Annotated in this window: 20 protein-coding genes; 13 read left to right on the forward strand and 7 right to left on the reverse strand. The window is 65.6% G+C overall.

Translation table 11 applies throughout. The annotated features are described in order from the left end of the window. Positions 1–26: 26 nt before the first annotated feature. Together QW861_RS30080 and QW861_RS30085 are read right to left on the reverse strand one after the other, a co-directional pair. Positions 27–851, reverse strand: coding sequence for a hypothetical protein (locus QW861_RS30080; protein WP_316193857.1), 825 nt, complete (start codon positions 849–851; stop codon positions 27–29). After that, on the reverse strand, positions 848–1,435 hold the full coding sequence (locus QW861_RS30085; protein ID WP_316193858.1) for a hypothetical protein: 588 nt from the start codon (positions 1,433–1,435) through the stop codon (positions 848–850). Before QW861_RS30085 ends, QW861_RS30080 begins: the two co-directional genes overlap by 4 nt. 1,256 nt (positions 1,436–2,691) lie before the next feature. Here QW861_RS30085 and QW861_RS30090 point away from each other — a divergent pair. After that, positions 2,692–5,334 carry a TIGR02302 family protein gene (locus QW861_RS30090; RefSeq protein ID WP_316193859.1) on the forward strand — a complete coding sequence of 881 codons (2,643 nt, stop codon included), beginning with the start codon at positions 2,692–2,694 and terminating at the stop codon, positions 5,332–5,334. A gap of 65 nt (positions 5,335–5,399) precedes the next feature. On the opposite strand, the gene QW861_RS30095 is transcribed toward QW861_RS30090, so the two are convergent. Then, the gene (locus tag QW861_RS30095) at positions 5,400–6,230 is read right to left on the reverse strand and encodes a MurR/RpiR family transcriptional regulator (protein WP_316171800.1); all 831 of its coding nucleotides are present in this window, start codon (positions 6,228–6,230) and stop codon (positions 5,400–5,402) included. A gap of 225 nt (positions 6,231–6,455) precedes the next feature. Between QW861_RS30095 and QW861_RS30100 the strand changes: the two genes are divergently transcribed. Continuing rightward, a complete protein-coding gene (locus tag QW861_RS30100) occupies positions 6,456–8,804 on the forward strand; it encodes a phosphocholine-specific phospholipase C (protein WP_316193860.1) in 2,349 nt (782 codons plus the stop codon). 55 nt (positions 8,805–8,859) lie between these two features. On the opposite strand, the gene QW861_RS30105 is transcribed toward QW861_RS30100, so the two are convergent. Together QW861_RS30105 and greA are read right to left on the reverse strand one after the other, a co-directional pair. Further along, entirely contained in the window at positions 8,860–9,324 is a 465-nt protein-coding gene (locus QW861_RS30105; RefSeq protein WP_315753845.1) for a metallophosphoesterase family protein, read from the reverse strand. 29 nt (positions 9,325–9,353) lie between these two features. Further along, positions 9,354–9,836 (reverse strand): transcription elongation factor GreA, encoded by a 483-nt coding sequence (gene greA / locus QW861_RS30110; RefSeq protein ID WP_315753843.1) that lies wholly within the window; start codon positions 9,834–9,836, stop codon positions 9,354–9,356. Between the two features lie 221 nt (positions 9,837–10,057). On the opposite strand from greA, the gene QW861_RS30115 reads away from it, so the two are divergent. The 7 genes from QW861_RS30115 (at position 10,058) to QW861_RS30145 (ending at position 16,578) form a co-directional block, all read left to right on the forward strand. Further along, the gene (locus tag QW861_RS30115) at positions 10,058–10,873 is read left to right on the forward strand and encodes an IclR family transcriptional regulator (RefSeq protein ID WP_315753841.1); all 816 of its coding nucleotides are present in this window, start codon (positions 10,058–10,060) and stop codon (positions 10,871–10,873) included. 28 nt (positions 10,874–10,901) lie between these two features. Continuing rightward, positions 10,902–11,846, forward strand: coding sequence for a dihydrodipicolinate synthase family protein (locus tag QW861_RS30120; protein WP_315753839.1), 945 nt, complete (start codon positions 10,902–10,904; stop codon positions 11,844–11,846). 72 nt (positions 11,847–11,918) lie between these two features. Further along, on the forward strand, positions 11,919–12,746 hold the full coding sequence (locus QW861_RS30125) for an ABC transporter ATP-binding protein (protein ID WP_315753837.1): 828 nt from the start codon (positions 11,919–11,921) through the stop codon (positions 12,744–12,746). Continuing rightward, on the forward strand, positions 12,739–13,578 hold the full coding sequence (locus tag QW861_RS30130; RefSeq protein WP_315753835.1) for an ABC transporter permease: 840 nt from the start codon (positions 12,739–12,741) through the stop codon (positions 13,576–13,578). Before QW861_RS30125 ends, QW861_RS30130 begins: the two co-directional genes overlap by 8 nt. A 21-nt stretch (positions 13,579–13,599) precedes the next feature. Then, complete coding sequence (locus QW861_RS30135) at positions 13,600–14,670, forward strand: ABC transporter substrate-binding protein (protein ID WP_316193861.1); 1,071 nt, start codon at positions 13,600–13,602, stop codon at positions 14,668–14,670. Next, positions 14,667–15,374, forward strand: coding sequence for an SDR family oxidoreductase (locus QW861_RS30140; RefSeq protein WP_315718115.1), 708 nt, complete (start codon positions 14,667–14,669; stop codon positions 15,372–15,374). The genes QW861_RS30135 and QW861_RS30140 overlap by 4 nt, the downstream gene beginning before the upstream one ends. 34 nt (positions 15,375–15,408) lie before the next feature. Beyond that, the gene (locus tag QW861_RS30145; protein ID WP_316193862.1) at positions 15,409–16,578 is read left to right on the forward strand and encodes a mandelate racemase/muconate lactonizing enzyme family protein; all 1,170 of its coding nucleotides are present in this window, start codon (positions 15,409–15,411) and stop codon (positions 16,576–16,578) included. A gap of 388 nt (positions 16,579–16,966) precedes the next feature. Here QW861_RS30145 and QW861_RS30150 read toward each other — a convergent pair whose 3' ends face one another. Further along, the gene (locus QW861_RS30150) at positions 16,967–17,347 is read right to left on the reverse strand and encodes a response regulator (protein WP_315718112.1); all 381 of its coding nucleotides are present in this window, start codon (positions 17,345–17,347) and stop codon (positions 16,967–16,969) included. Positions 17,348–17,401: 54 nt separating this feature from the next. After that, positions 17,402–18,256 carry an MJ0042-type zinc finger domain-containing protein gene (locus QW861_RS30155; RefSeq protein ID WP_316187402.1) on the reverse strand — a complete coding sequence of 285 codons (855 nt, stop codon included), beginning with the start codon at positions 18,254–18,256 and terminating at the stop codon, positions 17,402–17,404. Between the two features lie 214 nt (positions 18,257–18,470). Here QW861_RS30155 and ftsE point away from each other — a divergent pair, with 214 nt between their 5' ends. From ftsE to QW861_RS30175, 4 genes are all read left to right on the forward strand, one after another. Beyond that, positions 18,471–19,130: a cell division ATP-binding protein FtsE gene (gene ftsE, locus QW861_RS30160; RefSeq protein ID WP_006615648.1), complete on the forward strand. Its 660-nt coding sequence runs from the start codon at positions 18,471–18,473 to the stop codon at positions 19,128–19,130. Further along, the gene (locus QW861_RS30165) at positions 19,123–20,091 is read left to right on the forward strand and encodes an ABC transporter permease (protein ID WP_316186161.1); all 969 of its coding nucleotides are present in this window, start codon (positions 19,123–19,125) and stop codon (positions 20,089–20,091) included. The genes ftsE and QW861_RS30165 overlap by 8 nt, the downstream gene beginning before the upstream one ends. Positions 20,092–20,346: 255 nt before the next feature. Then, complete coding sequence (locus QW861_RS30170; RefSeq protein WP_315718108.1) at positions 20,347–21,060, forward strand: YdcF family protein; 714 nt, start codon at positions 20,347–20,349, stop codon at positions 21,058–21,060. Positions 21,061–21,072: 12 nt separating this feature from the next. Next, the gene (locus QW861_RS30175; RefSeq protein WP_315718107.1) at positions 21,073–21,840 is read left to right on the forward strand and encodes a lysophospholipid acyltransferase family protein; all 768 of its coding nucleotides are present in this window, start codon (positions 21,073–21,075) and stop codon (positions 21,838–21,840) included. Positions 21,841–21,843: the final 3 nt, after the last annotated feature.

The following is a 21,843-nucleotide window of genomic DNA, read 5'->3' on the forward strand; positions in this document are numbered from 1 at the left end:
TTTGCATCAGCCGCCGCTAGGCGGTCTTATTCAGTGAGCGCAAATTTTGGGTTTTTCAGAACGATTTCGCTGATGTCGGAATAGAACGAGTAGAGGTTTGGACCTTTGATTGGTGCAAGGCCGGGATGAGCGGAGTTGTTGCGAAACTCGAAACAGTAGCGAAGTCGCTCATGTTGGTTTCCGTCGATCAACTCCAGAAACTCCAAGACCCACAGCAAGTCCGTATCGAAGATCCTCTGCAGTTCAGATAGAGACTCGACCTCGTACTTTTTTTTGTAAAATTTGTAGCGGCCGGTCGTCTTCGCGGTCATTGACGCGGTCGCGGCTGAGAATTTATCGTACCCGATTTCGGCGAGCTTGGCTTGAATTCTTGCTATCGTTGCGCACCAGCCCAAAACAATGCATCCGCGCAGTGCATTCACGTCTAGGCATCGCTGGGCTTCGGCGAGATATTCTCCCTCATCCGTTGAAAGCCCTTCGATGTAAGGTGCGATGCTTAGGGCCGAAGTAGCCACAAAGGAGGCCGTTTCGATATTGTGGATCAGATCCCGGTATTCGATGACAGCTTCGGCGATAATAGCCATGAGCGGGGCCTTCATGGGCTTTTGCTTCTTGGCCTCCCGTAGCATGCGATCAAAAATGTCGGTTCCGCGGTCAACCAGTCCGGCAGTTACGTTTGAGCCTTGCAAGACTGGCCGAACCTTATCGAACCAAAATGCCGCTACGCCTTGCGCATCGGACAATAGGCTTCCTGCTTGAATCCGGGACCCGCTATACCGTCCGACTCGCTTCTGGATATCGGCAACGGCACTGAAGTGCGATCGAGTAACTTCAAGGAGCTTATCTTTCACTGCCCTAGCTCTTTGATGACCTCAGCCAGCTTGTCCATGCCAGTGCCCGAAAGCTCAACTATCGTGTCGTCGGTAACTCCGTCCTTGCCTACCCCCTTGAACAAGTCGCGCTTAAACAGCTTGTTAAAATTCCCATCGAACAAGCCGTCATCGCGAGCGCTTCCACGAAGCTCGGCATAGGTCGCACTCAAGGAATTGTTGAGTAGGCCGTTCTCCAAGATCACCATCAACACCTTGGTGAGTTGCGATTTGGCAATGGCGCCGTTGGGCATCTTATAGACCGGCAAGAGCGGTTCGTGGTCAAGCATGAACAGCTTTCCGAGGTCCTCCGGTTCAAGCTTCTGCCGCCGCAAAAATGCGAGCACATTGGGCGGAAGCTTCTTGCTCGGAGGCGCCGCAGGTTTTATCTCCGCCCCCGCGTCTTGCCGTTCGGCGTTAGGTTCTGCAGCGGGCTTCACCTTGGAGAAGACCGCGTCGAACAGAAGCTCGAAGCATCGCTGTTGCAGTGCTTCCGGCACCGTTTTGACGATTTCGAGGATCTGGGCGATGTCATCCTTCGCCTTGGCAAAATCCAGCTTTGACATTTTAAGTACCTCTGCAATGTTTACTAGTTCAAAAACATCCGACGGTTGCAAGCGGATTCCGGCGCTCGCGATCGATATTCGGGGTATAAGTTTCCTGGCTACAACTGTTGCATTTGCTGCGGCGAAGCTGGTCCGTTGAAGTGCAAGTTCATCATTGAGTACCCCCCGGCTGTAGGGAGACTCATCAACACTGCGGCTGCGGACGGGCGTTGCCGCGAAGTGCAGTCAAGTGCACCTATCTCGCTCAGCTAAATGCTGCGTGTGCACTAATCAAGCTGGCGGTATTCGCCTGGATGGAACGGCTCCGACGCTTGCAATCGACAATTTGGCTCACCGTGTCCAATGCATCTGCCGTTTTTTGCTTCGAACAAGTAGCTTCACGAACACTTTCAGCGCGCTTGCCCCGTTCAGCCGCTACACAAAACATTCTTCTTGCGCTTTATCCGAAATCGTGCTCTACTCCCTGCATCCCGTCCCGCTGAGGGGGCGCTTCGCGATCGTCACGGACGTCGGGTGCGGGATGCGGTGGGCGCATTGGGACGCAGCGTGGGCTTGCTCGCGCGGACGAACGATCCCGGTGCGACGATGAAGTCGCGTGGTTCTGGCATCCCGGTGCTGATGCCAAGTGGGCGATGACGTGTCGTCCGCGACGGGGCCAACAAGCCGGTCCCCGGGAAGATCGCGTATAAATCGTAACACCATCGCGCAGGGAAGGCCGGGTGATCTCGGCTGAGCCTGTGGTTCTGCCGCGTGCTTTTTTGCTGCACGCGGACCATGGGCGCCGGCCGGCGCCCGGTCTTCCCTGCGCCCTCGCTTCTCGAGAGGGTGAGATGTCGGGTATCACTCGGGCGCCGAATGCGTCGCGAGAACGATGGTGCTCGTTTTGCTAATGATTTCCTCCGCGGAGTGTTTGATCACGTGCATCGTGACGTTCGCCACGACGTCATTGCGAGGAGCGCAGCGACGAAGCAATCCAGAGTCCCACCCGGCGCCCTGGATTGCTTCCGCCTTCGCCCGAAGGGCTTTGGCGGACACGTCGCTGCGCTCGCAATGACGGAGTTTGGGGTGTGCGGCGTGGATCTCTCCGTTGTCGCCGGGCGGTCTGCTGTCATCAGGGTGCCCCCGTAGCTTTCCGGGAACCCGGCCGGTCACACTCCCGTGTGAACCGCGGCCGGCGGCGGGAAAGCCCGCGCAGAGCGGGTGCCTCACGGCTGCCTTTGTGCTAGGGTGAACATCCGGGCAACCTGGAGAGATTGTTGAGCGGCATCACCCCCGAGCCGGCCGGGCCGGCAAGCAGCACGCCCGATGGCCTTGCGCATGATGGCCTGGCGCGGCTGAAGCTGGCGCAGGCGCTGAAGCGGGCGCGCCTCGCCATCGCCTGGGAGCGCGGCTGGCCGCATCTCGCCCGGCTGCTCACGGTCGTCGGCCTGTTCCTGATCGTCTCCTGGGCCGGCCTCTGGCTCGGCCTGCCGTTCACGGTCCGCATGATCGGCGTCGGGCTGTTTCTGCTGCTGCTGCTCGGCGCCGCCGTGCCGATGCTGAGATATCGCTGGCCGACCCGCGACGAGGGCCTGGCGCGGCTCGATCGCGGCTCGGGCATCGCCCATCGCCCCGCCACCGCTCTCACCGACACGCTGACCACCAAGGATCCGATCGCGCACGCGCTGTGGCAGGCGCAGCGCGAGCGCACCTTGGCCTCGATCAAGCGCATCCGCGCCGGCACGCCGCGGCCGCGGCTATCGCTGCACGACCCCTGGGCGGTGCGCGCGCTGGTCATCGTGCTCTTGGTCGCGACCTCTATCGCGGCCGGCGACGAGCGGGCACTGCGAGTGGCCTCGGCGTTCGACTGGAACGGCGTGCTGACGCCGATCACGGTCCGCGTCGATGCCTGGGTCAAGCCGCCGCTCTACACGGCGAAGCCGCCGATCATCCTGTCCGCCGCCAACAAGGAAGGCGCGGTGCCGTCGAGCGGCCCGATCGTGGTGCCCCAGGGCTCGACGCTGATCGTGCGTTCCAGCGGCGGCAATCTCGACATCATCACGTCAGGCGGCGTCGCCGAGGCGGCGCCCGGCGAGGTCGCGGCCGGCGAGGCCGCGCCGAAGGGCACCACCGAGAAGCACTACACGATCAAGACCGACGGCACCGTTCACGTGCGCGCGCCGTCGGGGCAGCCGCAATGGGTGTTCGCCGCGACGCCGGACAAGCCGCCGGTCATCAGCATGGCCAAGGACCCCGAGCGGCAGGCGCGCGGCTCGCTGAAGCTGTCCTACAAGCTCGAGGATGATTACGGCGTCACCGAAGCCCGCGCCAAGGTCGCTGCGCGGCCTGTCGAAAGCAAGGCTGCCGAGAGCAACGAAAGCAAGACGGCCGACGCGCCCGCCGCGCGGCCGCTGTTCCAGCCGCCGGAGTTTCCGCTGGTGCTGCCGAACGCGCGCACCCGCAACGGCGTCGGCCAGACCGTCAAGGATCTCAGCGAGGACCCGTACGCCGGCGCCGATGTCACGCTCACGCTGACGGCCAAGGACGAGGCCGGCAACGAGGGCACCAGCGAGCCGTTCGAGACCAGGCTGCCGGAGCGGCTGTTCACCAAGCCGCTGGCGCGGGCGCTGATCGAGCAGCGGCGCATCCTCGCGCTCGACGGCAACCGCAACGCCGACGTGTTCACCGCGCTCGACGCGCTGGCGATCGCGCCGGAGCTGTTCACGCCCGAACTCGGCCAGTATCTCGGCCTGCGCTCGGTGATGCGCCAGCTCGAGGCGGCGCGCACCGACGATGCGCTGCGCGAGGTGGTGGCGAGCCTGTGGGCGCTCGCCGTCACCATCGAGGACGGCAACATCTCCGACGTCGACAAGGCGCTGCGCGCGGCCCAGGACGCGCTGAAGCAGGCGCTGGAGCGCGGCGCCAGCGACGAGGAGATCAAGAAGCTCGCCGAGGATCTGCGCAAGGCGATGGACAACTACATGCGCCAGCTCGCCGAGCAATTGCGCAACAACCCGCAGATGGCGCAGCGGCCGCTCGATCAGAACACCAAGATCCTGCGCCAGCAGGACCTGCAGAACATGATCGACCGCATGGAGCGGCTGTCGCGGCAGGGCGACAAGGAGGGCGCGCGCGAGCTGCTCGAGCAGTTGCAGCAGATGCTGGAGAACCTGCAGATGGCGCAGCCCAACCAGGGCGGCGACAACGACATGGAGCAGGCGCTCAACGAGCTCGGCGACATGATCCGCAAGCAGCAGCAGCTCCGCGACAAGACCTTCAAGCAGGGCCAGGACTCGCGCCGCAACCGCAACAAGCAGCAGGGCGACCAGGACCAGGGCATGGGCGACCTGCAGCAGGACCAGCAGGCGCTGCGCGACCGCCTGAAGCAGTTGCAGGACCAGCTCGCCAAGCGTGGCATGGGCCAGCAGGGCGAAAAGGGACAGAAGGGTCAGAAAGGCCAGAAGGGGCAGCCCGGCCAGCAAGGCGAGCAGGGGGATCAAGGCGACCAGGGCGATTCCGGCGACGGTCTCGACGATGCCGACAGCGCGATGGGCGATGCCGGCAGCCAGCTCGGCGACAACAATGCCGACGGCGCCGTGGAATCGCAGGGCAAGGCGCTGGATGCGTTGCGCAAGGGCGCGCAGAGCCTCGCCGAGGCGATGCAGCAGGGCGACGGCGACCAGCCGGGCGACGGCCCCGGCCAGCGCGCCGGCCGCCAGCAGGGCGCGCAGCAGACCGACCCGCTCGGACGTCCGATGCATCCCGGGCGCGACATCGACGATTTCTCCCAGAAGATTCCCGGCGAGATCGACGTGCAGCGCGTCCGTCGCATCCTCGAGGAGCTGCGCCGCCGGCTCGGCGATCAGTCGCGGCCGCAGCTCGAGCTCGACTACATCGAGCGGCTACTGAAGGATTATTGAGGATGGATCGGCCACGGGAGACCATCCCCGTGGCTCATCGTTGTTTTGACCGGAGGCCGCGCAGTTCAGTAGCGCTTCTCGGACAGGATGCGCGCCGCGTGCTGCAGCCGGTCGACCGAGCGCTCGGTGTCGGTCAGCGCGCAGCAGCTGACCAGCGTGTCGATGATCGCGAGCTGCGCGACCCGACTGCTCATCGCCTCCGGGCGATAGCGCGTCTCGTTGGCGACGGTGTAGAGCAGCACCTCGCAATGCGCCGCCAGCGGCGACTTGCCGAGCCGGGTGATGCCGATGGTGCGCGCGCCCGCGGCCTGCGCCAGCCGGGTCGCGAGCACCGTCTCGACCGTGCTGCCCGAATGCGACACCGTGACGGTCGCGACGTCGGGCCCGGTCATGCCGGCGCTGACCGCCTGGACATGCGAATCGACGATCGCATTGGCCGCCAGCCCGAGCTGCAGCAGCCGGTACGACAGGTCCTGCGCGATCGGCGCCGAACTCCCGATGCCGTAGATCTCGACGCGCCGCGCCTCGCGCAGCAGCTTCGCCGCCTGCGCCAGCGCGTCCATCGACAGCAGCCGCCGCGTCTCCTGCAGCGAGGCGGCATGGGCCGCGAAGATGTGGTCGGTCACCGTCGCGGGATCATCGCCGCGATGCAGGTCCTCCTGGATCAGCCGGACCGGCTCGATCAGGTCCCGCGCCAGCATGATCTTGAGCTCCTGGAACCCGCGCACCCCGACCCGCCGGCAGAACGACACGATCGTCCCCTCGCTCACGCCGCAGGCTTCCGCGACCTCGGTGATCGACATGTGGATGAACGGCTCCGGCCGGGCGATGACCAGCTCCGCGATCTGCCGCGCCTTTGGCGGCAGCTCGTTCTGCAGCTCCCGAATACGAAACAAGATGCCGTTCACGCCCGGCCCAGAACGAAAGGTCGATCCCGTCACGCTGTGCCCCGATACGCTGTGCCCGATGCTGAGGAAATCTCATTCAGTTTCATTTCGTAGATAAAAATTTCACAGCTCTGTCAAGTCGCGCTGATACGCCAGGGACGTTCGCAGGAGCAGGTCGGGCTCGCCCCGCCAACCCTGAATACGTTCTTCAAGATTTCAAAAGGTCGTATCAGCATGACAACACGTCGCGATTTCTTGGCAGGCGCCACGGCGGCGGCTGCCTTCGCCAGCATCCGCCAGGCGCTGGCCATTCCGGCACGGCGCCGGACCGGCACCATTCAGGACGTCAAGCACATCGTCATCCTGATGCAGGAGAACCGCTCCTTCGATCACTACTTCGGCACGCTGCGCGGCGTCCGCGGCTTCGGCGATCGCTTCCCGATCCCGCTGGAGAGCGGCAAGCCGGTCTGGTTCCAGTCCGACGGCAGCCGCGAGATTCCGCCCTATCACCGCGACTCCACGACCTCCAACGCGCTGGTCGGCTACGGCACGCCGCACTCCTTCGGCGACAGCCAGGCGGCGTGGAATCAGGGCAAGATGGGCTATTGGGCGAAGTACAAGACGCCCTATGCGATGGGCTATTTCGGCCGAGACGACATTCCGTTCCAGTTCGCGCTCGCCGAGGCGTTCACGATCTGCGACGCCTACCACGCCTCGATCACCACCGGCACCGATCCCAACCGCATCGTGTTCTGGTCGGGCTCCAACTTCAATCCGGCGCTGCGCGCGCAGGGCATCAACTCCACCACCAACGATTCCGAGCCCAACAACCTGCGCTGCTGGCCGAACCCGCACAATTGGGTCGCCGGCCAGCCGCAACCGCAGGCGAGCTACAAATATGTCGGCAGCGACTTCGCCTGGGACACGCTGCCCGATCTGCTGAACAAGGCCGGCGTCAGCTGGCACATCTATCAGGACATGAACGACAACTGGACCGGCGCGATGCACGGCTGCCTGGCGTTCTCCAGCTTCCGTCATGCCCAGCCGGGCGATGCGAACTACGTGCACGGCCTGACCGGCGGCCCGGATTATCTCGACCGGCTGAAGGCCGACGTGATGGCCGGCACCTTGCCGCAGGTGTCGTGGATCCTGCCGACGCAGGCCAACTCCGAGCATCCCGGCGGCGGCAGCCCGACCCGCGCCGGCAATTTCACCGACCAGGTGCTGGAAGCCCTGACCGCCAATCCCGAGGTCTGGAGCCAGACCGTCTTCTTCCTGACCTTCGACGAGAATGACGGCTTCTTCGATCATCTGCCGGCGCCCGCAGTGCCGTCCTACGACATCAACGGCAAGCTGATGGGCAAGGCGACCTTGCCGCTCGACGGCGAGTATTTCTCCAACACCGTCGGCAACGTGCTGACTGCGACCGACACCATCAGCGGCAACATCCGTCCCTGGGGCCTCTCCGCGCGGGTGCCGATGTACGTTGTTTCACCTTGGAGCAAGGGCGGCTGGGTCAACTCGCAGGTGTTCGACCACACCTCGATCGGTCGCTTCCTCGAGAAGCGCTTTGCGATCAAGGTCGACGCCATCAGCCCCTGGCACCGCGCCGTCTCCGGCGATCTCACCTCGGCGTTCGACTTCGCCAGCCCGAACGATCCGCGCTTCCCGGAGTTGCCCGATCAGAGCAACTGGCAGGCCTCGGACGCGCACCAGAAGACGTTGCCGGCGCCGGTTGCGCCCGCGACACCGCAGCCGCTGTTCCAGGAGAGCGGCGCGCGCTATTCGCGTCCGCTGCCCTATATCCTGCACGTCACCGCGAAGGTCGACGCCGCCGCGGGCAAGGTCAAGCTGTTGTTCGCCAACACCGGCTTTGCCGGCGCCGTGTTCCACGTCTACGACAAGCAGCATCTCGATCTCATTCCGCGCCGCTACACCGTCGAGGCCGGCAAGATGATCGACGATGAATGGAGCGTCGGCAGCGATGGCCTGTATGATCTCTGGGTGCTCGGCCCGAACGGCTTCCATCGTCATTTCAAGGGCGACCTCGACAAGGTCAGGTTGTCGAATGCCGCCAACCCGGAGATCTTCGTCGGCTACAACGTCTTCGAGGGCGGCCTGCACATGCAGCTGCGCAACGACGGCCATGCCCGCGTGAGCTTCACGGTGAAGTCCAACGAGATCTATGGCCCGTTGCAGGCCGTCACCGCCTCAGTCTCGGCCGCGCTGGAGCCGCAATGTCCCGGCTTCGGTCCGCGCCCGGGCTTCCATCCGGTGGGTTTTGGCGTGGTGCCGGGCTTCCGGTCGGCGCCCGACTTCGATGCTCCCGGCTTCGGCTTTGGCGCACCGACCTTCTTCCCCGGACCGAGCCATGGCGGCCCATCGACGTCGTGGACCGTCAAGGTGTCTGCGCCCGGCCGTCACGGCGAGCTCTACTGGCATCTGCGCAAGTCCGGCCTGTGGTACGACTTCGTCGTCACCAGCGACACCGACGACAGCTTCTACCGGCGCATCGCCGGACATGTCGAGACCGGCCGTCCCTCGTTCAGCGATCCCGGCATGGCGCTGGCCGATCGCTTCTGATCGATGCATCCACGAGATTTGCGGAGGGCGCCCATGGGCGCCCTTTCGCTTTGCGTCAGCCGCTGCCGAGATCGTGGATCGCGGGTGACAGTTGGCCGGAGGAGATGTTCAGCGTCGCCAGGGTGATCGGCAGCTTGAAGCGGCGCGGCCCTGCGCTGCCCGGATTCAGGTAGAGCACGCCGTTGTGTGTCTCGACGCCTGCGCGATGCGAATGACCGGACACGACGATGTCGATACCCGCCGTTGCAGGGTCGATCGCGAGGTCGTGGACGTCGTGCACGACATGGACGGCACGCGTGCCGAGCCTGACGGTCTCGGTCGCAGGATATGCATTCGCCCAATCTGCCGTATCGATGTTGCCGCGGATCGCAGTCACCGGCGCGATCAGGCGAAGCCGCTCGACGATCTCGTGCCGGCCGATATCGCCGGCGTGGATGATGTGGTGGACGCCCGACAGACATCGCACTGCCTCCGGCCGCAGCAGCCCATGAGTGTCGGAGATGATTCCAACTTTGAGCATCGTTTCCTGCCGGCGTGATGGGCATCGCCTCAGGCGATCGTGAGAATCTCCAGCTCTTGTCCGGTGACCTCGACCATGTCGCCGGCCGATTTGCCCATCAGCAGGCGAGCCACAGGGGAGACATAGGAGATCATGCCGCGCTTCGGATCGGCCTCGTCCTCGCCGACGATGGTGTAGGTCTGGACGCGGCCGTCGCCGCGCTTGAACGTCACCGTGCTGCCGAACGCGATCTGCTCCGTCGATGTCGGCGCCGGCATCACCTGCGCGGTCCGCACCCGCGCTGCAAAGTAGCGCGCGTCGCGCAGCGGCAGCGCCGACTCCCGTCGCCGCTCGTTGACGTCCTCGATTCCCTGGGCCGCCTCAAACGCCGCCTGCGCTTCGCGCAACTGCTCCTCGAGCGCCTTGAGTCCGGCCGCGGTCACGAGGTTCGGATGCGGCGAGACCGGCCGGTCGGGCAGTTGCGTTTCGGCCGCCGTCTCGGCGCTCTCTTCCTTGGTGAATGCGACGCTCACGCCGGACTCCTGAAAAGGGCCGCGAGATGTCGCGGCCCTCAGGGAGAGATCATGCCGGCTGCGCGGATTTCAAGCCGTGTCGCATGCCGCGCGCGAGCGCGCTTGACAGCAGCGGCTACGCGCATTCTAATATACGAACTATAGTTCGCAATCCGAACCTTAGTCAATCCGAATGCCGGTCGTCAAGGCCGGCGTCAAGCAGGAAACGTCGGAGCCTCCACGTGGACGAGGACAGCAAGGCTGGCAAAAGCGTCGTGCAGTCGCTGGCCAAGGGCTTTCAGGTGCTCAATGCCTTCACCAGCGAGGAGCCCGAGCTGGTGCTCGCCGACGTTGCGCGCCGCGCGGCGCTCGACAAGGGCACCACGTTCCGCCTGCTCAACACGCTCGTGATGCTCGGCTATGTCGAGAAGGTCGGCGACTCCAGGCGCTTCCGCCTGACGCTGAAATGCCTCGATCTGGGCTTCAACGCGATCGCGCGCTCGGAGCTACGCACACAGGCGCGCCCGATCCTGCGCAGCCTGGTCGGCGAGATGAACGAGGCTGCCTCGCTCGCGGTGCTCGACGGCAGCGACATCGTCTATGTCGAGCGCATCCAGGCGGGCCTCGTCCGGCTCGGCGTCGACGTCCGCATCGGCAGCCGCGCGCCGGTCTATTCGACCGCCGTCGGCCAGGCGATCCTGTCATTGCTGCCGGTCGAGACGCAGATCGAGGTGCTCGAGGCGCAGCCGCGCATCAAGCGCACCGAAACCACGATCACCGATCTCGACGCGCTGCTGCAGCGCCTGTGCGAAGTGAAGGCTGCCGGCTACGCGCTGTCAAATCAGGAAAATGCGCCGGGGCTGTGCGTGCTCGCCGCGCCCGTCATCGACCGCGACGGCATTCCGCTCGCGGCGATCAGTATCGCTGCGCCCACCATGCGCATCACCGCGGACGACTTCGAGCGGCTTGGCGTGGCGCCGCTGCTCAGAGCGGCAGCCCAGCTGTCCCGGGCTCTGGAGGCCATGGGCGGGGCGACTGCGACGGTCGCGAAACGATGAACGTCGATGTGACGAAACAGGAGCAAGCATGAGCGTCATGACCAATTTCAAGGGGATCATCCCGGCGATCGCCGTCCCCTTCAACGCCGACCATTCGATCGACGAGGCCGAGCTGACGCGCTATGCGGCGTGGCTCAGCAAACGACGCGGCATCGTCGGCATCATGACCAATGGCCACACCGGCGAGGTGTTCAGCCTCACGGCGAAGGAGCGCGCGGAGGTGACGCGCATCGTCGCCAAGGCGCTCACCGGCATCTGCCCGACCATCTCCTCCGTCGTGTGCGAAGGCATCAAGGACGGCATCGAGCATGCGCTGATGGCGAAGGAAGCGGGCGCGACTGCTCTCGACATCATGCCGCCCCATCACTGGCTGCGCTTCGGCTTCAAGCGCGAGCACTGCCTGGATTATTTCAGCGCCATCGGCGAAGCCACCAGGCTGCCGCTGATCGTGCATGTCTATCCCGCCTGGACCCGCGCCTCGTTCTCCTCGGAGCTGCTCGCCGAGCTCGCCCGCCTCGACCACGTGCAGGCGTTCAAGATCGGCACCCGCGAGATGAACAAATACGCCCGCGACCTCAAGGCGATCCGCGCCGCGGCGCCGCACAAGGCGCTGCTGACCTGTCATGACGAATATCTGCTGGCCTCGATGGTGCAGGGCGTCGATGGTGCGCTGGTCGGCTTCGCCTCGCTGATTCCGGATCTGATCTACGATCTGTTCGCTGCCGTCACCGCCGGTGACCTCAAGCTTGCGATGAAGCTGCAGGCCATGATCGATCCGCTCAAGGACGCGGTGTATGGCGGCGGCGAGCCGACCGGGGAGGCGCATGGCCGCATGAAGGCGGCGATGCAGGTCGCCGGCGTGATCCGCGATGCCACCGTGCGGCCGCCGACGCATGCGCCGAGCGCCGAGGAGATGGCCGCGATCCGCGCCGCGGTGGCCGCGGCCGGGCTGACGGCGAAGGCTGCGGCCTGAGCTTGCGAGAGGCGACGGCCGGTGCCGGCCGTCGCCCCGTGATCACAACAAAAAGACACCGGGTGGACGCTGATGCTGACGATGGATGTCGACGATGCACCCCGGCGCGCTGCGGCTGCGCCCGAGGCTGTGCTCATTGCGATCGATCAACTGTCGAAGACCTACGTCTCGGCCTCCGGCGCGGCGGTCCATGCGCTGAGCCGGATCTCGCTGGATATCAAGCCGGGCGAGTTCGTCTGTGTCGTCGGTCCCTCCGGCTGCGGCAAGAGCACCTTGCTGCGTCTGCTCGCGGGGCTTGATAGTTACAGCGACGGCCGGCTGCTGCTCGATGGCGAGGCCGTCGCCGGTCCCTCGCGCAAGGTCGGCGTCGTGTTCCAGGCGGCCAACTTGCTGCCGTGGATGACGGTGCGCGACAATGTCGGGCTGCCCTTGCGCGTCGGCGGCAAACATGCGCCGGCCGGCGATCGCATCGAGCAGCTGCTCGCCGTTACCGGTCTCGGCGATTTCGGCGACAAATATCCCTATGAGCTGTCCGGCGGCATGCAGCAGCGCACCGGGATCTGCCGCGCGCTGGCGCGCGATCCCGAGATCCTGCTGATGGACGAGCCGTTCGGCGCGCTCGACGCACTGACGCGCGAGCGGCTGAACCTCGAGCTGCAGCGAATCTGGCAGGAGAACCGCAAGACGATCCTGCTGATCACGCACTCGATTTCAGAAGCCATCTTCCTCGCCGACCGCGTCATCGTGATGTCAGCGCGCCCCGGTCGCGTCCTGGCCGATCTCCAGGTGCCGATCCCGCGACCGCGCAGCTTCGATGACATCGTGCTGCATCCGGACTACGCGCGGCTCGCCAAGGAGGTTCGCGGACTGCTCAATGCGCAGGAGCTCGGCCATGACTGATCTCGCCAATCTCGCCACGCCCGCCATGTCGCATCAACAAGCCAAACCGCGCCGCCGCATCAACCTGGGATCGCCGATCGCCTGGATCGGCCTTGCCGTTCTGATCCTGAGCTGGATCACCGCGGTGAACCTGCTGAACATCCCGTCCTACATTCTGCCGAAGCCCGAAGCGGTCGTCCGCGCGCTGTGGTCCGGCCTCGCCGTCAGCCCGGCCAGCCCGCTCGGCTATTATTTGCCGCTGTGGAGCACGCTGAGCAACGCCGCCGCCGGCTGCGCCATCGGCGTCGGGCTCGGCCTCGTCATCGGCTCCTTGATGGCCGAGGTCGAAGCCATCGAGCGCCTGGTGATGCCCTATGCGTTCGCGCTGCAGAGCCTGCCCAAGGTGGCGATCGCGCCGCTGATCGTGATCTGGTTCGGCTTCGGTGACGGCTCGAAGGTCGCGATCTCGGCGCTGCTGTCGTTCTTCCCGGTGCTGATCAACAGCTTCACGGGGCTGCGCGCCGTCGAGCCCGAGCGTATCGACCTGATGCGCTCGCTGTCGGCCTCGCGCTTCGAGACCTACCGCATCGTCAAGCTGCCCAACGCCGCGCCCTTCATTTTCGCGGGCCTCGACATGGCGGTGGTCTATGCACTGCTCGGCGCGATCGTGGCCGAATTCCTCGGCGCCCAGCGTGGCATGGGGGTCGTCATCACGCAGGCGCAGGCGGTGTCGGACGTCGCCGGCGTGTTCGCCGCGCTGATCATTCTCGGCGTGCTCGGCATCGTGCTGCATGGGATCGTGCGCTGGTGCGAGGCCAAGGTCGTGCACTGGGGCGCCAACCGGAAAAAATAGGACCACAGGGAGGAACGAAGGATGGTTTCGCGCAGGTCATTCCTGAAGAGCAGTGCCGGCGCGGCGCTGCTGATGAGCGGCGCGCCGGCCGGCCTGATGGCGGCGGACGCGAAGAAGCTTCGCTTCGGCGTCGGGCTCAAGGCGCTCAACGCCACTATCATCAATTGCGTGATCGGCGAGGCGCTCGGCTACAACGCGCAGGAAGGGTTCTCGCTCGACGTCCAGGCGCTCGGCACCAATGCCAACGTCCAGGTCGCGACTGACCGGGGCTCCGTCTTCGTCGGCGTCGGCGTGCCGTCGACAGCGCTGCCGCTGCTCGCCAAGGGCGAATGGAGTGGCGCGAAACTGTTCTATCAATATACCTATCCGTACAAATGGGACATCGCCGTCCCGCCCGGCTCGGGGCTCAAGAGCTACACGGACCTCAAAGGCAAGAAGATCGGCGTGTCCGACTTCGGTGCCACCGAATATCCCGTCACCAAGAACGTGCTGAAGGCGCTGGGCCTGGATCCCGAGAAGGATGTGAGCTGGGTCGCGGTCGGCAACGGCACGCCGGCGGGCGTCGCCCTGCAGCGCGGCGTGATCGATGCGCTCGCTTATTTCGATACTGGCTTCGGCCAGATCGAGGCGGCCGGCATCGAGCTGGCCTATCTGCCGCGTCCGACCACGATCCCGATGGTCGGCGGCCAGTTCCTGATGGCGATGCCGCAGACGTTCGAGAAGGACAGGGATCTCCTGGTCGGCTTTGGCCGCTCGGTGTGCAAGGCGTCGCAATTCCTGCTCGCCAATCCGACCGCCGGCGCCAGGGCCTTTCTCAAGATGTACCCGGAGACGGCGCCGCGCGGTGCCAGCGAGGACGCGGCGGTCAAGGCCGTGCTGCAGTCGATCAGCCGCCGCATCAAGCTCTACGCGCCGCCTTATGCCGATACGAAGATGGGCGGGATCAACGAGCAAGAGTTCCGCACCGAGGCCGCGATGAACGGGCTGGACATCAAGGACTATGCTGCGCTCTACACCAATGAGCTGATCGACAAGATCAACAATTTCGATGCGGTGAAGGTCAGGGCCGAGGCGGCTGCGTACAAGGGATGACGGCACAGGACCACGACAGCAGCTCGGGCCTTCGCCATGCGGTGGTGACCGGAACCAGCTCGGGCATCGGCCGCGCCATCGCCGAGCGTCTGCTGGCGGACGGCTGGCGCGTGACCGGCATCGACCGCGCGGCCTCGGTGCTGTCGCACGAACACTTCGGTGGCTTCGAGGCCGATCTCGCCGAACCGCAGACGCTGATCGCGCGCCTTGCTGACGTCGGCGCCGTGACCGCGCTGGTCCACGCCGCCGGCTACATGCGTGTCGGCCGTCTCGGCGAGTTGCAGGCCGAGAGCAGCGAAGGGATGTGGCGCGTCCATGTCGGCGCCGCGGAGGCGCTGGCCAATGCGCTGGCGCCGCGCCTGCGCGAAGGCGGGCGCATCGTGCTGATCGGCAGCCGCACCGCCAATGGCGCGGCCGGCCGCAGCCAATACGCCGCGACCAAGGCGGCACTCACCGGCCTCGCGCGCTCCTGGGCGATCGAGCTGGCGCCGCGACTGATCACCGTCAACGTCGTCGCACCGGCTGCGACCGACACGCCGTTTCTGCGCGATCCCAGCCGCGCCGGCATCGCCCCGGTGCTGCCGCCGATGGGGCGCTACGTCGATCCGGTCGAGGTGGCTGCGCTCACCGCCTTCCTGCTGTTGCCGGAAGCGGGCGCCATCACCGGCCAGACCATCACCATCTGCGCAGGCGCCTCGCTCTGAAACGGCGCGTGCGACCCCGACCAGGAGAATGACCATGACCGTTCGTATCGTCGACGTCCGCGAGGTGACGAAGCCGATCTCGTCGCCGATCCGCAATGCCTATATCGACTTCACCAAGATGACGTCGAGCCTGGTCGCGGTCATCACCAATGTCGAGCGCAATGGCCGGCCCGTGGTCGGCTACGGCTTCAACTCCAACGGCCGCTACGGGCAGGGCGGCCTGATCCGCGAGCGTTTTCGCACGCGACTTCTGGAAGCTGATCCCACATCGTTGCTCGATGCCACCAAGGACAACCTCGATCCCGACAAGGCCTGGGCGGCGATGATGATCAACGAGAAGCCGGGCGGCCACGGCGAGCGTTCGGTCGCGGTCGGAACGTTGGACATGGCGATCTGGGATGCGGTCGCCAAGATCGCGGACAAGCCGCTGTTCCGCCTGCTCGCGGAGCGGCACGGCCGCAAGGCCGAACCGCGCGTCTTCGTCTACGCTGCCGGCGGCTACTACTATCCGGGAAAGGATCTCTCGGCGCTCCGCCGCGAGATGCGCGGCTATCTCGAGCGTGGCTACACTGTCGTGAAGATGAAGATCGGCGGCGCGCCGATCGACGAGGACCGCCAGCGCATCGAGGCCGTGCTCGCGGAGATCGGCCCCAACAATCAGCTCGCGGTCGACGCCAATGGCCGCTTCGACCTGGAGACTGCGATCGCCTACGCCAAGATGCTGCGCGACTATCCGCTGTTCTGGTACGAGGAGGCGGGCGATCCGCTCGACTATCACCTGCAGGCGACGCTGGCCGATTTCTATCCCGGCCCGATGGCGACCGGCGAGAACCTGTTCAGCCACCAGGACGCGCGCAACCTCATCCGCTACGGCGGCATGCGCCCCGATCGCGACTGGTTGCAGTTCGACTGCGCGCTGTCCTACGGCCTGTGCGAGTATCTGCGCACGCTCGACGTGCTCAGGACCTATGGCTGGTCGCCGTCGCGCTGCATCCCGCATGGCGGTCACCAGATGTCCCTCAACATTGCCGCCGGCCTCGGCCTCGGCGGCAATGAGAGCTATCCCGACCTGTTCCAGCCCTATGGTGGCTTCCCCGACGGCGTGAAGGTGACCGACGGCCACATCACGATGCCCGACCTCCCCGGCATCGGTTTCGAGGGCAAATCCGATCTCTATGCCGAGATGCGCGCGCTCAGCGCGTGAAGCTGAGCGGGGCGTCCGACGGCCGCCCCAGCCTCATTGCGAGCGCAGCGAAGCAATCCAGATGGTCTCCGCAGAGGGATTCTGGATTGCTTCGCTGCGCTCGCAATGACGGAGGAGAGAGGATCAGTTCCTTCAGCGACCTTTACGCAGGCGCGAGCCCATCAGGCACGTCCGCGCTCCATCGCACCCATCGCTGTCGTCCCGGGCAAGCCGCGATGGCGCGAAGCGACGGCGTGGCGCCGACCCGGGACCCATACCCCCAGGGAGATGTGATGGCGCGAGATGTGGGACCAGTCTTGTCCCTCAACGGCGGCGGTGGCTATGGATCCCTGCGTTTGCAGGGATGACAGCGCGGACTGCAGCAACGTCGAGGATCATCGTTGGCGCCCTACGCCTTCGCAGCCTTTGACGCCAGCGCGTCGGCGACCGCGGTGCGGATGTCGGCGATCGAGAACGGCTTGGTGATGACGTCGTGAGCGATCGCGCTGAGATTCGACGCCCGCTCGCGCTGATGGGCAAAGCCGGTCATCAGCAGGATGGTCAGGTCGGGAAAATCGCGTGCTGCCGACAGCGCCAGCGCGATGCCGTCCATGATGGGCATTTGGATGTCGGTCAGCAGCAGGTCGAAGGCGCCGGCCTCGCGCGTCAGGATGTCGAGCGCCTCGGCACCGTCCTGCGCCGTCACGATCTCATGTCCATCCATGGCAATGGCGCGCGCGACCAAGGTCCGCATCGAATCTTCGTCGTCGGCGATCAGCACGCGCGACATGTCGTTTCGTCTCCGTCTCGTGGGCCCCGCGGGCGACCCACGAGACCGGAACCATCATGCACTGCCGGCGGCGAGATCGCGCCGGTTGAAGAACCGTATATCGATATTGCGGCCTTCGGGAGGGGGCGAGGCGAGCCGCGACTTGAACGTCGTGCGCTCGCCGGGCTTGAGCGCGGTCTGCTCGAGCAGCGTGTTCCAGGCGTAGATCTCGGTGCCCTGCGCGTCACGGACGCTGAAGCGCAGCCGCGGCAGGTCGACCGATTTCTTCGTCAGGCTGACGATCGTCCCCTCGATCACCAGCACCGGCTTGCCGTCGACGGTTTCGGTCGCCACCTTCAGGTCCTTGAAGGTCAGGCCGCGCAGGTTCACCTCGAGCCCGACCAGCTTGTAGAACGAGGCCGTCTGCGGCAGCAGCCTGACGACGTCGGCGCGCCACACCACCAGCGCAATTGTGAGCGCCGCCATGGCGGCCGTCAGCACCGGCAGGTTCAACACCTTGTTGCCTGGGAAATCCGGCAACGTCGGGCGCCTGATGAGCTTGCGGAGACCGGCGAGGCGCGAAGCCCCGCTCTGCAACGGCTGCTCGGCATCGGCCGTGTCGTCGTCGGGCTCGGCGAGGGCATCCTCGGGCCAGCCGGCAGCCAGTGGCGGACTTTCCACATCGGGCGTCCGTTCGTCGTCGTCTTCCTGGCGCGCGAGGGCTTCCCACTCGTCGGCCGCGTCACGGGGCGCGGCCGCCGCGCCGGCCTCCGCCATGGCAGGCATGGGGGCGGGCGCCTCGACCGCATCCTCCGGTCGCGCCAGCCAGACCTCCTTGCAACGGGAACAGCGTACGCTGCGTCCAGCCATACCCAGGGTTGCCACGTCGATGGCATAAGATGTCGTACAATGAGGGCAAACGATGAACATCGCGCCTGTTCTCCAACGGCCATTGCCGCTTTGTTTCCGACAGTTCGTGCTACAAGGACCGCCATGTCGACGAACTTCGGAACTCAATCGCGCGAATGGTACACGGCGACCGTTAACGAACCGGAAACCATAACGGGCGCTCAATCGGGCCATCGTACCGCTGAGCTTGGAGCGTGCGGGTCTGCCGCGCACGCGGTCGAACGGAGCTGACGCTTTGGTTCGGTTCGAAAATGTTGGGCTGCGCTATGGATTGGGGCCGGAGATCCTCCGCGACCTCAGTTTCCAGATTCCGGCCCATTCCTTCCAGTTCCTCACCGGCCCGTCGGGCGCGGGCAAGACCTCGCTGCTCAAGCTGTTGTTTCTATCGCTGCGGCCGACCCGCGGCCTGGTCAATCTGTTCGGCTACGACATCTCGCTGCTCAGCAAGGAGGAGATCGCCGATCTGCGCAAGCGCATCGGCATCGTGCTGCAGGACTTCCGGCTGCTCGACCACATGACGACCTATGAGAACGTGGCGCTGCCGTTTCGCGTCATGGGGCGGGATGAATCGAGCTACCGCAAGGAGGTCATCGACCTCCTGAAATGGGTCGGCCTTGGCGAGCGCATGGACGCGCTGCCGCCGATCCTGTCGGGTGGTGAGAAGCAGCGCGCGGCGATCGCGCGCGCCGTGATCTCGCGGCCGCAACTGCTGCTCGCGGACGAGCCGACCGGCAACGTCGATCCGACGCTCGGGCGCCGCCTGCTGCGGCTGTTCATCGAATTGAACCGCTCGGGGACGGCGGTCATCATCGCAACCCATGACATCACGCTGATGGACCAATACGAGGCCCGCCGGCTGGTGCTGCATCAGGGACGATTGCACATCTATGAGTAGCGTAGACGATCGCGGCCTCCTGGTCGATCTCGGCGACGACCGCCCGCAACTGCCGGCGCAGGCCCGCATCGTGTCGCCGATCGTGCCGCGCGCCTCGATCGCCGGCCGCGCGCTGGTCGCCGTGGTGGCGATCATGACCTTCCTGGCCTCGATCACGACCGGCGGCGTGCTGCTGGTCAGCGAGTCCGCGGCCGAGTGGCAGTCGGAGGTTTCGAGCGAGATCACCGTCCAGGTTCGCCCCAAGACCGGCCGGGACATCGAGCGCGACATTGCCCTGGTGACGGAGGCGATGCGGGCGCAGTCCGGAATCGTCGAGGTCCGGCCGTTCACCAAGGAGGAATCCAGCAAGCTGCTGGAGCCGTGGCTCGGCAGCGGCCTGTCGTTCGACGAGCTTCCGGTGCCGCGCGTCATCATCGCGCGCGTCCAGCCCGGCACCAGCTTCGATCTCAACGCGCTGCGCAGCCGCGTGACCCAGGTTGCGCCGACCGCCAGCGTGGACGACCACCGCGCCTGGATCGAGCGCATGCGCTCGATGACAGGCGCGACGCTTTTCGCAGGCTTCGGCATTCTGGTGCTGGTGATCGCGGCCACCATCATCTCGGTGTCGTTCGCGACCCGCGGCGCGATGGCCGCGAACCGGCCGATCGTCGAGGTGCTGCATTTCGTCGGCGCCGGCGACCGCTACATCGCCAATCACTTCCTGCGGCATTTTCTGCAGCTCGGACTGGAGGGGGGCGTGATCGGTGGCGGCCTTGCGATGCTCGGATTCGGGTTCTCGGAGTCGATCGCCAACTGGTTCTCCGGCACTCCCGTCGGCGATCAGTTCGCGGCGTTGCTGGGGACATTCTCGCTGCGCCCGCTCGGCTATGTCGCGATCGCGCTGCAGGCCGTGGTGATCGCCGCGGTGACCGGCTGGGCCGCACGCCGGACCCTGTTCACGACCCTGGCGAGCATCGACTGATGGCGGCTTCTATCCCCAGCCGTCTCGTTGCGGATTTCACTTGGCCCGAAAACCGCCTAAAATCGTCTGCGCCGGGGTGAGGCAGGACGGGGTGAGCTGGGTCACGAACACGGCGGAGGTCGCGCGCCAGGATCGGCGGCGAGCGAACGTGATCGGGAGGCCGGCGAAACCTGCCTGCGTTCCCGGACTTGAACGACGGGATCGCGCGACGGCATGGCGCCGCGCGCAGGCAGGCAAGGACAAGCCAGGCGTTGCATGGAGCCGGAGACTGACCATAGCAGGCGAAAGCTGCCGCTCACCGTGGCGGTGTGGCGGACGCTCGCGGGCGCCGTGGCGACGCTCGGGGTCGGCTTCTTCGTCGCGGCGGTCGGCTTCGTCGGCTTCCTCTCGCAATTGCGGGGCGCCGAGATCCAGCCCGAGCGCAAGGCGGACGGAATCGTGGTCCTGACCGGCGGCTCGTCACGCGTATCGGACGCGGTGGAACTCCTGGCGGGAGGCTATGGCCGGCGGCTGCTGATCTCCGGTGTGCACCCGACCAACGAGGCCAGCGACATCACCCGGTCGCTGCCCGAGGCGCGATCATTCATCAACTGCTGCGTCGATCTGGATTATTCGGCGATCAATACCCGCAGCAACGCCGCGCAGACGCGGCGATGGGCGAGCGAGCGCGGCTTCAAGTCGCTGATCGTCGTGACGTCGAACTATCACATGCCGCGGGCCATCGTCGAACTGTCGCATGCGATGCCGAGCATGGATCTCATTCCCTATGCGGTCGTCGGCGAGAAATGGCGCGACGAGCCGTGGTGGACCAGCGCGCCGACGGTGCGACTTCTGCTGTCCGAATATGCCAAATATGTCGCCGCCGAGATGCGGCTGCGGCTGGCCGATCTCGGCCTCGATCTCGCGCCCGAGTTCGATCCGCCAACCGGCTCGGTGTCGCGCCGACCGACGACGGCGCAAGCCAATTGAACTGGGTTTCTGATGGTCTCGATCTTCCTGCGTTCGCTGCTGTTCAACATCCTGTTCTACCCGAACTTCGTGCTCTGGGCGTTGATCGCGTTGCCGACCCTGGCTATGCCCCGCAAGGCGCTGCTGCGCGTCGCCAACTGGTGGGCGCAGAGCAACATCTTGTTGATGCGCGTCGTCTGCAACATCCGCGTCGAATATCGCGGCGTCGAGAAGATCCCGAAGGGGCCGCTGATCGTCGCCGCCAAGCATCAGTCGATGTGGGAGACGATCTCGCTGCTGCATTTCTTCGATGCGCCGTTCTTCGTTCTCAAGCGCGAGCTGCTGCGGATTCCCTTGTTCGGACAGTATCTCGTCAAGGCGGACATGATCGCGATCGACCGCAGCTCCGGCGCCCGCGCGTTGAAGCAGGTGATGCGGCGGGCGGCAGAGGAGGTGAAGCACGGCCGTCAGTTTGTGATCTTCCCGGAAGGCACCCGGCGTCCGGCGGGCGCACCGCCGGACTACAAGGGCGGCGTCGGCCTGATCTACACGGATTGCGGCGTACCCTGCCTGCCGGTGGCCCTGAATTCGGGTCTGTTTTGGCCACGCCGCACATTTCTGCGCTATCCGGGCACGCTCGTCGTGGAGTTTCTCGATCCGCTGCCGCCTGGCCTGCCGCGCGATGAGTTCATGGCGCGGATTCAGAGCGTCATCGAAGAGGCGACCGGCCGGCTCGTCGCCGCGGGGCAGGCGGAACAGGCGCAGTTGTTTGGCCGGGTGCCGGCGCCGGTGAAGGCTTGAGGG

The organism is Bradyrhizobium sp. SZCCHNRI1029, from assembly GCF_032487555.1.
GTDB lineage: Bacteria > Pseudomonadota > Alphaproteobacteria > Rhizobiales > Xanthobacteraceae > Bradyrhizobium.

What these genes read in the sequence shown, in the direction of transcription:
- QW861_RS30155 (WP_316187402.1), bottom strand. Translation starts at nt 18,256, where the DNA reads ATGTTCATCGTTTGCCCTCATTGTACGACATCTTATGCCATCGACGTG.
- QW861_RS30140 (WP_315718115.1), top strand. Translation starts at nt 14,667, where the DNA reads ATGACGGCACAGGACCACGACAGCAGCTCGGGCCTTCGCCATGCGGTG.
- QW861_RS30145 (WP_316193862.1), top strand. Translation starts at nt 15,409, where the DNA reads ATGACCGTTCGTATCGTCGACGTCCGCGAGGTGACGAAGCCGATCTCG.
- QW861_RS30105 (WP_315753845.1), bottom strand. Translation starts at nt 9,324, where the DNA reads ATGCTCAAAGTTGGAATCATCTCCGACACTCATGGGCTGCTGCGGCCG.
- QW861_RS30135 (WP_316193861.1), top strand. Translation starts at nt 13,600, where the DNA reads ATGGTTTCGCGCAGGTCATTCCTGAAGAGCAGTGCCGGCGCGGCGCTG.
- QW861_RS30130 (WP_315753835.1), top strand. Translation starts at nt 12,739, where the DNA reads ATGACTGATCTCGCCAATCTCGCCACGCCCGCCATGTCGCATCAACAA.
- QW861_RS30085 (WP_316193858.1), bottom strand. Translation starts at nt 1,435, where the DNA reads ATGTCAAAGCTGGATTTTGCCAAGGCGAAGGATGACATCGCCCAGATC.
- QW861_RS30165 (WP_316186161.1), top strand. Translation starts at nt 19,123, where the DNA reads ATGAGTAGCGTAGACGATCGCGGCCTCCTGGTCGATCTCGGCGACGAC.
- QW861_RS30170 (WP_315718108.1), top strand. Translation starts at nt 20,347, where the DNA reads ATGGAGCCGGAGACTGACCATAGCAGGCGAAAGCTGCCGCTCACCGTG.
- QW861_RS30120 (WP_315753839.1), top strand. Translation starts at nt 10,902, where the DNA reads ATGAGCGTCATGACCAATTTCAAGGGGATCATCCCGGCGATCGCCGTC.
- QW861_RS30100 (WP_316193860.1), top strand. Translation starts at nt 6,456, where the DNA reads ATGACAACACGTCGCGATTTCTTGGCAGGCGCCACGGCGGCGGCTGCC.
- QW861_RS30150 (WP_315718112.1), bottom strand. Translation starts at nt 17,347, where the DNA reads ATGTCGCGCGTGCTGATCGCCGACGACGAAGATTCGATGCGGACCTTG.
- QW861_RS30125 (WP_315753837.1), top strand. Translation starts at nt 11,919, where the DNA reads ATGCTGACGATGGATGTCGACGATGCACCCCGGCGCGCTGCGGCTGCG.
- QW861_RS30175 (WP_315718107.1), top strand. Translation starts at nt 21,073, where the DNA reads ATGGTCTCGATCTTCCTGCGTTCGCTGCTGTTCAACATCCTGTTCTAC.